Below are 9,561 nucleotides of genomic sequence, written 5' to 3'. Positions count from 1 at the left end.
CCGCGACGCGCAGCGCGCGTGGGATAGCCGCATGAGCAGCGTTCTGACCGTGGCTGGACGGCAAACGATCATCATTTACGGGCTGCTGGCAACGGTGGCGGTCTTGGTCGCAAGCCATGCCGTGCTTTACAGCCAGAAAGACGTTGCCGCCTATTTGGTCCGCGAGAATAGCTCGGAAATCGTCGACTTGCGCGGCCCCTGGTCGCCGAGCGACGGCGCAAAGCGCTCGCGCTTGCAGGATTTAATCGAGAAATGGCGCGCCCTGCCGCTCGATCCCATCGTCTATGCCGCTAATCAAGAGTTGGTGGCCAAATGGGTCGATGGCGAGACCGCCGACCGCATTCGCACCGACTATCAAAAAAAGCGCGAAGAGGCCGAAAGCCGCAAGACGGCGGCTTGCACGGCCATTCAAGTTCGTGTGCTCGCCGTTCAACCGCTGTCGGGCGGCGCGTGGCAGGTGCGCTGGGAAGAGACCTGCTTTGCCAACGGCAAACGCCTGCGCACCGAGACTTTTACCGGCGCGGGCAGCTTTGAAGATCTTCCGCCCAAAACCCTGACCGACCTTCAGGTCAATCCGCTCGGGCTCCTCCTCACCAAATTCACCTGGATCCAAGATTATGCGCGCGGCATCAATTAGTTTGCTGATGGGGACGGCGCTGCTGACCGGCTGCGCCTATCTCCCCAAAATCGAATTCTCCCGTGGCTCGGACCCGGCCCCAGTAGCACTCGTCGAAGCGGTCCCACAGGTGGTCGCGCCGCGCCTCGACAGTGCGCCCTTGCCGCTGGAACGCCCTGCGCCGATGCAATCAACGCCGATTGCGATGGCCGCCCTGTCCGCCCCGGCCCCTTCTTCCCCGGCCCGGCCCGCCAAAGCGCTGGACCTGACCAGCGCGACCCAAGCCGCAACCCAAACCAGTCAAAACGCGCAGTTCGACGGCGCGACGACGGTCTATGATTATGCGGTGGGCGGCATTTATCAGGTCGTCGCCCGCTTCAACCACATTACCGTCATCGCCCTACAGCCCGGCGAGCGCTTCGAGAGTGCGTCGGGTGGCGATGTGGTGCGCTGGAAAATTGACCAACAAATCAGCGGCGAGCGCGATTTTCTCGTCATCAAACCGTTGAAGGCTGGTTTGAAGACCAATCTGCTGATCACGACGGATCGCCACGAATATGTGATAGACCTCGTCTCGGTCGAGGCTGACCAGCCTTTCAATCCGCGCGTTGCCTGGAATTACCCCCAGGAAATGCAGAAAATCCAAGCACAACGCCGACAAGAAAAGCAAATCGTCGAGGAGCGCGAAACGTCGATTTCCGCGGACCCGTCACGGCTGGATTTTCGCTATCGGATTGAGACGGTCTCGGGCAATCCGGCGTGGAAGCCAACACAAGTTTTCACCGACGGCCGCCAGACCTGGATCCAGTTCCGCCCCGACCTTGGCAGCGTCGAAGCACCCGTGCTGTTCGCCCAGAATGGCGAGGGCATCGTTCAGCTTAATTACCGCATCAAGAATAACTTCTTCGTGGTCGACCGTGCCATCGCCATCGCCGAGCTTGTGCTCGGTCGTGATCCTCAAGAACGGGTGCGGATCACCCGTGAAGGCGGTGCCTCATGACCGAGATCCGCAAAGATGAGGCCGACGAGCGCAGCAAGGCCGAAAAGAAACAAGTCGTTACCATCAGTCGCATTGCAACCCTTTCGACCGGAATCGCTTTCGGAGCAATCGTCTTCATCATTTTCTGGGCCATGAACCGGGAGAAGCCCCCTGCCGAAAAGACCGCGACAGCTCCCTCTAATCAAGCGCTGGTGGCGGCCAATACGAGCAACTACGAAACACTGACCCGCACGCCGCCGGAACCGGAACCCGCGCCGCGCTCGCAGGCACCGGAGGTCTTTAACAATCTGCTTCAGGCTCCCGGCGAGCCGGTCCCTGGAGCGCCGCTGGTTGACACCGAAGCCGAGGCCGCGCGCGTCGCCAATCCGCGCTTCGCGCTCACCAATCGCCGCTCGAATCAGGGAGCAAATCAACAGCTCTCTCAGATCGAGTTGCAAGAACAGTTGATGCGTCTAAGCCTCGCCAATGCGACCAACGCGGCGAGCGCACCCGGCCAAGCCGGGTTCGGCGGTGAAGCCGCTGCATTAGCGCAGTTCGCCGGTCTTGGTCAGGGGGGAACTGTCGGTGCGGCGGGCGCGGGTCAGGGGCCAGCGCGCCAGCCGGAGACCAGTGTCGAGACCAACCTGCGCTTTGCCGTCTCGGGTCGCCAGGCCGAGGGCGACGACGGCTGGTCGCGCTATCGACTGACCGCTCCCAAAAGCCGCTTCGAGTTGAAACCCGGCACCATTATCAATGCCGCCCTTAAAACCGCCCTCAATTCCGATCTGCCCGGCGATGTCGTCGCCAAGACGACCGTCGATGTGCGCGACAGTGTGGCGGGGCGCTTTATTCTCATTCCGGCGGTCTCGACACTCATCGGCAAAACCAACTCTGCCGTGGGCAATGGCCAGGACCGCCTTCAGGTGGTCTGGACGCGCCTTATTCTACCCAATGGTAAGGAAATCGCTCTAGACAGTCTGACCGGGTCCGATCGATCGGGCGCGGCAGGGCTGGCGGATCGTGTCGATTACCATGTTGAGAGCATCGGCCTCGGCGTCGTGCTCAGCACGCTCCTCTCCGTTGGCGGTAATCTCGCCCGCGGCAATGCCAGCTATGACCGCTACTCCCTCCGGCAAGGTATTGGCGACTCCGTCGCTCAATCGGTGAGTTCCGCCGGAAGCCGCATCGTCGACCGGCAACTCAATATTCCGCCGACGATCACAATACGGGAGGGCACCCACGTCACCGCAACGGTGATGCGGACCATGATTCTCGAACCTTATCAACCTGCGCAATAGGCCTAAAAGAATGGCAAACAGCCCTATCCGGACACACATCGCTTTTAACGTCCCGCCCGAGTATGCCGTGCTGCTCCACCCGCTTTATCTTGGCTCCGGGAGCGAACAGCCATTTTTTGATTGGCTCCGCAGCGAGTTTACCGCGCTGATCCATAAAACAAGCGTCGATGAGATCCGAAACCTCCCATCGATTGATGGCAGAGGCCTCATCGCCTTGAGCACTCCCCACGACAGGGAAGCCTTCGAGCGCCTCCGGCACGAGATGAAGCTGTCGAACAAACACACTCTGGTTCAACTCCTCCTCAACAGGATCATTCTCAAACACCAGGGCTCTGCCGCCGCCGACAGCAGCATGCCGCCCGCTGCGCCGAGCGAGGCCTAGATGCTCGGCCGCGCTTACCGCTGGAGCCTGCTCGGGGCCAGCCTGTCGCTCCTGGCGGGTTGCGGCGATACGGTCATTCGTATCGGCACGCCAGTTGCCCTTCAGAGCGACCGGGAAACGCGGCTAGTTCCCCGCGCTGTGAGCCCGGCCGTTCCCGCCTCGCAAAGCCCATCGGCCCCCGCCACCCCTCCGACCGATCCCGCTCCCACGCCCTTGGAGCGGGCACCCGGTCTTGCGGCAGAGCCTCCTTCTGCCGCACCCCTGCCCTTGGCCGCTTCCCCCGGTCAAGGGCAGGGCGAGGGGCTCAAAGCCGATCCGCTGCCCGCTCCGGTGATGCCAGTCTCACGGACTGTACCCTTCAGCGAAGCTCTGCGTGTCCTCGCGGACCATCACGGTATCCGCCTAGCCACGTCGCTTAGCGGCGATCCTTCGGTGGAAATCGCCCCCACGCCGGGCTCTGATCTCGCGGCCAACGTCCGCGGCCTTTTGGCTGCCGTTAGCCCGCCGCATTACGCCGCCGTCAGCCTCAACGGCGACGGCCTGCCTACGGCGCTGATCATCGCGCCTCACCCTATTGTCGGAGGTTTCAGCAAGTGATTCGGGTTCTCCTGGTGTCGGCCACACTGTTGGCCGGGTGCAGCACGCTGGAACGCACCGCCGATAGCGTCAACCGCTCGCCCTATTTTCCGGCCAATTGGCGGATCGCCCCCGATGCGCCGCCGCTAGAGCCGCCGAAACGGGAAGCGGCCACCCTCGACGGAATCCCCACCCTTGTTGAAAAACCCGGCTCGCGGTTGTGGGTGGCCCACAAGGGCTCGACGGCGCGCGCGATGATGGAGGAATGGGCCAAAACAGCCGGTTACACCCTCAAATGGCAGGCGGCAGTTGACCGGAAAATCGAAGTCGGGGCCAGCGTCTACGGACCGTTTCAGGAAACCGTCGAACAGGTCTTTAACGAGGGTTTTCCCGGACCGCCGGCGCTGACGCCGCGCTTTAATCATGGCAACCGCGTTGTCCGCATCACCCAAGACGGGACGTTGGGCGAATGAACACAGTTTTTATCAAACCCACCGCCGCCCTGGGGCTGGTATTCGCACTCTTAGCTGGTTGCTCCAATGATGCGCTCGTCACGTCGCGCGACGCCATCAATGCCAATAACGCCCTGCTGTCATCGGCGGCGGCGCGGGCACAGAATCGTGCGCCCCAAACCGGCCGCGTGTCGTCCTCACCGGATATCTATCTTGGAGAAGAGGTCATCGAACTCGGAGGTGGCAATCCGCTACCGGAGGGGCTTGGGTCGGTGGATCTCGTCCTCCGCGAGGCCGTACCGCTGTCCTATGTTGCCCGCGCCCTCTCAGAGCAGGTCAATTACCCAATCATTTCGCTGATGACAGCGCCTCTCAATCCAGTTGGCCGATTGCAAGGTGATCTCGGGACGGTGCTTCAGTCGCTTAAGACCAGCCAGGGTATCGGCTATGACCACCGGGGCGGCGTCATCATGCTCGTTCCGGCCGGGGTTGAGATTGTGCCGATCCCGACGCCGCTGATGCCCGCCCTCCAGGCGGCCTCTACCCGGTCAGGAAGCAGCCGTTCGGGCGGCGGACAGAGCACTGGGCAAGGCGCGAGCGGTACAGGTAAATCCATTGCCACCGAAGAAGGCCTCAAAGACTGGCTCAAGAAGCTCGAAGAGCTCAACCCCAGCCTGCCCTATCCTGGGGCACAGATTAAGGTCCATGCCGAGTTAGGGGTGATTTCAATTCGGGGGCCGGCGGCGGCTATTCCCAGGATCAAGAGCTTGGTTCAGGACCGGCTTGCGCAGCTCCGCACCCAATCTCGGATTGTGGTGCGGGTGCTGGCAGTCGACCTTGGCAATAGCCGAAGCCTGCAAACCAGCCTTGATTCGGTCTGGGGCAGTCTCTTTGGTCAGCCTGCGCGTTTGATCGGAACCAGCACAGCGACGGCCTTCAATCTCCTGCGCAATACCCCGACCGGTATTAAGGCCGACACTCTCGAGAGCACAATCTCGACAATTGCTCGCCGCAATACACTGGTCACCAATGAGCGCATCGATGCGACGTTGATGCCAGGCTATGTCAAGCGGATCTCCGAAGTCCGCAACATAACCTATATCCGCTCCTCGACCCCTGCGGGGCAAAATCAAGGCCAGACGATCAGCTCGACGACAGCGACGATCAATCAGGAAGAACTGACCGTCGGCACCCAAGGCAGTATCGTCGCAATGCCGAGCAGCCGGACGCGGATGACAGTCGGGTATGCGCTAACCATCTCTCAACTGCTTGATCTTAAGACCCTCGTCTCCGGCAATGTCACCGTCCAGCAACCGGACACTTTTGACCGGGAACTCAACGATCAAATCGATATCGCCTCAGGCGACACCATAGTCCTCAGCTCGCGGGTAGTTCAAACCGCGCGCAACAATAGCTCCGGTGCGGTTACGGCCGATATTCCCCTGCCGGGGGGATCCACGGCGGCCGATACCAACTATCAGCTGCAATTGGTTATGCTCTCTGCCGAACTGCTGAGCCCAACTGCGCCAAATCGCGATCCTTCGACCGGCAATATTCTCCAGGTCGCCGGAGATACCCCATGATTTTTGCGTTCATCGACAGCAAACGCCGGTTTCAGCCGACCGCAGATCGCCCGCTGACGTTTACGATCAAGGGGCGTCATCATGCTCTTGGTCTCGAGTGGGACGCCTTCCCGACCGAGGCAGAGGCGCGCGCCTACGCTAAAAAGGCCAAGAAACCTTCGTTCTTTTTTATTAAGGACGCGCGGCAAGCAGGTTTCACCACCCATCCCGACCATCGGCGCGGGCAGGAAACCCAGGCCGCCGCCGCCATGATCGCGCGGAAAATCGGGCGCACGCCGAGGGCTGCGGGAATTTATGCGCTCGAAGGCAATGCCCATTATCCCGACCCGGATACATGGTTCTGGATTGTCGAGATCGAAGACGGGAAGGTTACGCGCGACGAGGTTGTCGAAAAACCTGAGGCGGTTCTGGCGGCGGCTGACTATCTCGCCCGCCCTACCGCTTTCGATTTAATTATTCCTGAGGAATTCCAATCGGGGGAGCCGTCTACGGCCAGGGTCGCCGCTGAGCGGTTAGGCGTTGCCCTCGATCCAAAATTCGCCTGTCCGCTCATTGTGGTCAGCCGGGATTTCTCCGCGTTGCGGCGGTTGCGCCTGGGGCAGGTCTCGGCTTGGTGGGTGGTTGCCGCCATAGCGTTGACCGCGGGAACAATCTTCTCCTTCGGCTGGTTTAAGCGCTCGGTCGAAGTTCGCACGGTCACGAAGGAAGTCGTGGTCCAACAGGAGCGGCTCTATGTGCCGCCGACCCGCGCGATTCCCGATCCGGCGGCGTTCCTCATCGCCTGCGACCAAGCCTATGCCGCCGCAGCTCCCAGTCTTCCCGCCCCGACGATGGCAACCGTTACCTGCACCGCGCCGTCAGGCACCTCCGCCGGGTGGACCCTTAGTCTCGTGCAGATGGGCAATTCGGCGCAGACCCATACCGTGACGCTGACCCTCGCGCCGCACCAGCTCATTCCAAGCGGCCCGAGCGGGATCCCGTCCGACCAGGTCTTTGAGGCGATGAAACGAGCGCTCCCACCGACTCTGGTCACGGTCAGTTCAAAGTCTGTCGTTCAAACCCTGTCGGGCGCAGCTACGGCCAAGCCTGCCGCGCCGAGCACCGCCACAACCGGTCCTGCGAGTGTCATCCCGCCGGGCGGCCTTGCAACTGGGAGTGGGACCCCAACACCCTCCGCCGCGCCCAAGGCCGACACCACGTCGACGCGCACGCTGGTTCAGGTGACGCTGACCTCGCCCCATAATCCGCGCAGTTGGGCCGCGGCCTTGGCCCGAACCCCCTTTGCCGTTGAGAGCGTCACGCGCGATCCCAAGGGCGTTTGGTCGGTGACGGGGAGGATCCTGTAATGTCCGCCGTTCTTGACCCGAACCTCAGCCCGTTCGTTCATTTCGCGTCAAAAGCGGTTTATCACGCCTTAACCGACGAGGCGCAGATTGCCCTGCTGCGGCAACACCTGATCGCGACGAACCGCTCTGACTGGCCCTTGAAGGTCGCCCCGTCGGCGCAGATTGCGACGATGAACCGTCCCCCGCTCAAGAAGCCCGCGACCAGTCCTGAGGAAAAGGTGCCAGTCGAGGAAGCGATCACGCTTCTGGCACAGACCGAGGGCCGCGATGTGAGCGACGTTCATCTGGAGATCAGACCGAGCGGTGATGCGCTGGTTCAGTTCGCGAGCAATTTTGACAAGCAGACCATCCGCACCCTGAGCGCAACCGAGGGGCATCGCATCCGCAATGCCTTTTGGTCTTTGGGAACGGCCGATAGTGAGGAAGGGCTAAAGGATTATAGCCATACCGGGTTGAACAGCGCGCCATTTACGACGTTTACGTACGGCGGGAAGCGTTTACCGCGCCACCTTGGCATGATCCGCGCTCAGTTTATGGATAGCCTGGGTAAGGTTTTGGTGGTTCGTCTGGTTGAACAAACCCCGGACGGGCGGGTCAGGCCGCTTGGTAGCCTTGGCATCGATTCTCTCCATCTTGAGATTATTCAGGAGCTTGCCGAGCGCGAGACCGGCGGGATTTTGGTCACGGGGCCGGTCGGTCATGGCAAAACCACGCTGATATATGGCGCGCTTCAGTATGAGGTTGATTTTAGGACGGCCGCTGGAGCCGCGCCGACCTTGTATATGCTTGAGGATCCGCCCGAGCGTGTTTTCGCCGAAGGTCGACAGATACCGGTGACGTCTGACGAGGATTGGAAAGCGGCTACCCGCGCCGCTCTGCGCGGAGCCATGGATATGGGCTTCATTGGCGAAGCCCGCTCGATCATTCAAATCGAAGCCTTCACGCTGTGGTCGCGCATCGTTAAAGCTTGGATGACCTTCCACGCGAAGGATGGGGTAACGGCCTTTTCCCGTCTGCGTGAAGAGGGCGTTCCGCCGCATAATATCGCCGACCCCGAGGTTTATTCCGCCGTCATCTCGATGCGGTTGGTGCCAATCCTATGCCCGCATTGCTCAACACCCTGGCGCGATCATCCCCAGGTCGAGCATCACAAGCTAACGCCAATCCTGAGAGAATTCGGTCTGTTTGGTGAGGCGCGCCGCCGGAGTTTTATCTCCCTGCCCGGCTGCCCCCCGGCGTGCCGCAACGGAATTATCGGACGCCGTCCCATTGTCGAAATTGTTCAAAACACGGAAAGGCTTGGCCGAACAATTCTGGCCAGCCGCGACGAGGGCCGGTCGATGTGGTTGCGCGGTGATGGCAGTCGCCTCCGCCCCGCAACGTCGCTCGGCATGTCGCTGTTCAAGATGGTCGCCGCAGGCGAGGTCGATCCTGTCTTCGCGCATGGTCTGATCAAACTTTGGGATGCCGCCGCTGACTTCGAACTTGCCGGGCAGGATCACCCCGGCCGCGTTCTGACGGTCTACCAAGGAGCCGCGCAATGAGAATATCCTCCGAAGACCGCGAAACCCTTTACCGGGAGTTGGCCGACCGGCTTTCTGAAAACACCGCCCTCGGCCCCGCGCTGTCCGGCTATTGGCATACCCTCACTAACGGCGGACGCGATAGCGACGATTGGTCCGATAAGCTCCGTGAGTGGGCGGATGTTCTCAACGGCGAGGCCGAGACGGTCGGGAGCGATCTGTCTTTGTCGTCAATGGCGGTTGGTATTCTTCCCCCCGTCGAGGTTGCCTTCATTCGTATTGCTGAGACCGAGAAGGGCGCTGACGTTGCCGGGTTCCAGGCGGCGGCCGCTTACGCGCATCATGCGCAAAAATACGAAGAATCGTCCCTCTCGCTGTTTTGGAACCTGATCCCTTGGTCATTCCTGACCTGGGCGCAGTTTGGCACCACGACCTATACGCAGCATATCCTGAACACCCAATTGGGGACACCGATCACCTATTCCGGCTGGACCGAGGCGGGGCTTGGGCTCGCGGCGGCGGTCACCTGGCTCTATTTTCCCATCCTATCGTTGGCGCTATTGGTCAAGCTCGCCTCCTATTGGTTTTTGCCGAATTGGACCGGACCAAACCGGCGCTGGTGCGATCAGAACTTGCCGGGATTTAGGGGGTACGCGCGCCAGCAGGGTCTCGGCATTCTATCGGGCCTCGCCTTCGTCATGACTATCGGCAAGACCGCCGCCGACGCGCTTGAGGCGCTGCATTACACGGCGACGCCCTGGCTGCGCAGCTACATCGAGCCGCTGCAAGTCTTCTGTAAAGGGCAC

10 protein-coding genes and 1 pseudogene are annotated in these 9,561 nt (G+C 61.3%); 10 read left to right on the top strand and 1 reads right to left on the bottom strand.

Annotated features, from left to right (window positions below):
* Both ACIQ36_RS15020 and ACIQ36_RS15015 read left to right on the top strand, forming a co-directional pair.
* Window positions 1-637 (top strand): VirB8/TrbF family protein (locus tag ACIQ36_RS15020; protein ID WP_395830710.1); only part of this gene is annotated, 637 nt, incomplete at its 5' end.
* The gene (locus ACIQ36_RS15015) at window positions 618-1,616 is read left to right on the top strand and encodes a TrbG/VirB9 family P-type conjugative transfer protein (protein ID WP_395830708.1); all 999 of its coding nucleotides are present in this window, start codon (window positions 618-620) and stop codon (window positions 1,614-1,616) included. The genes ACIQ36_RS15020 and ACIQ36_RS15015, both read left to right, overlap by 20 nt.
* A 421-nt stretch (window positions 1,617-2,037) precedes the next feature.
* On the opposite strand, the pseudogene ACIQ36_RS15010 reads toward ACIQ36_RS15015, so the two are convergent.
* Window positions 2,038-2,115 (bottom strand): annotated as a pseudogene (locus ACIQ36_RS15010) (hypothetical protein); the annotation flags it as partial.
* Between the two features lie 211 nt (window positions 2,116-2,326).
* On the opposite strand from ACIQ36_RS15010, the gene ACIQ36_RS15005 reads away from it, so the two are divergent.
* The 8 genes from ACIQ36_RS15005 to ACIQ36_RS14970 form a co-directional block, all read left to right on the top strand.
* Window positions 2,327-2,893, top strand: a complete 567-nt coding sequence (locus ACIQ36_RS15005; protein ID WP_395830712.1) for a TrbI/VirB10 family protein — start codon at window positions 2,327-2,329, stop codon at window positions 2,891-2,893.
* 10 nt (window positions 2,894-2,903) lie between these two features.
* Window positions 2,904-3,275: a hypothetical protein gene (locus ACIQ36_RS15000; RefSeq protein ID WP_395830706.1), complete on the top strand. Its 372-nt coding sequence runs from the start codon at window positions 2,904-2,906 to the stop codon at window positions 3,273-3,275.
* A complete protein-coding gene (locus ACIQ36_RS14995; protein ID WP_395830704.1) occupies window positions 3,276-3,872 on the top strand; it encodes a hypothetical protein in 597 nt (198 codons plus the stop codon).
* Window positions 3,869-4,324 (top strand): TcpQ domain-containing protein, encoded by a 456-nt coding sequence (locus tag ACIQ36_RS14990; protein ID WP_395830702.1) that lies wholly within the window; start codon window positions 3,869-3,871, stop codon window positions 4,322-4,324. The genes ACIQ36_RS14995 and ACIQ36_RS14990 overlap by 4 nt, the downstream gene beginning before the upstream one ends.
* Complete coding sequence (locus ACIQ36_RS14985; protein WP_395830700.1) at window positions 4,321-5,886, top strand: hypothetical protein; 1,566 nt, start codon at window positions 4,321-4,323, stop codon at window positions 5,884-5,886. The genes ACIQ36_RS14990 and ACIQ36_RS14985 overlap by 4 nt, the downstream gene beginning before the upstream one ends.
* A complete protein-coding gene (locus tag ACIQ36_RS14980) occupies window positions 5,883-7,232 on the top strand; it encodes a hypothetical protein (RefSeq protein ID WP_395830698.1) in 1,350 nt (449 codons plus the stop codon). The genes ACIQ36_RS14985 and ACIQ36_RS14980 overlap by 4 nt, the downstream gene beginning before the upstream one ends.
* Window positions 7,232-8,776 carry an ATPase, T2SS/T4P/T4SS family gene (locus tag ACIQ36_RS14975; RefSeq protein ID WP_395830696.1) on the top strand — a complete coding sequence of 515 codons (1,545 nt, stop codon included), beginning with the start codon at window positions 7,232-7,234 and terminating at the stop codon, window positions 8,774-8,776. The genes ACIQ36_RS14980 and ACIQ36_RS14975 overlap by 1 nt, the downstream gene beginning before the upstream one ends.
* On the top strand, window positions 8,773-9,561 hold a 789-nt coding region (locus ACIQ36_RS14970; protein ID WP_395830694.1), incomplete at its 3' end, for a hypothetical protein. The genes ACIQ36_RS14975 and ACIQ36_RS14970, both read left to right, overlap by 4 nt.

The organism is Elstera sp., assembly GCF_044372965.1.
In the GTDB taxonomy this organism is placed as follows: domain Bacteria; phylum Pseudomonadota; class Alphaproteobacteria; order Elsterales; family Elsteraceae; genus Elstera.
The sequence above is the reverse complement of the archived record's forward strand: the minus strand, read 5'-3'. Positions and strand labels throughout refer to the sequence as shown.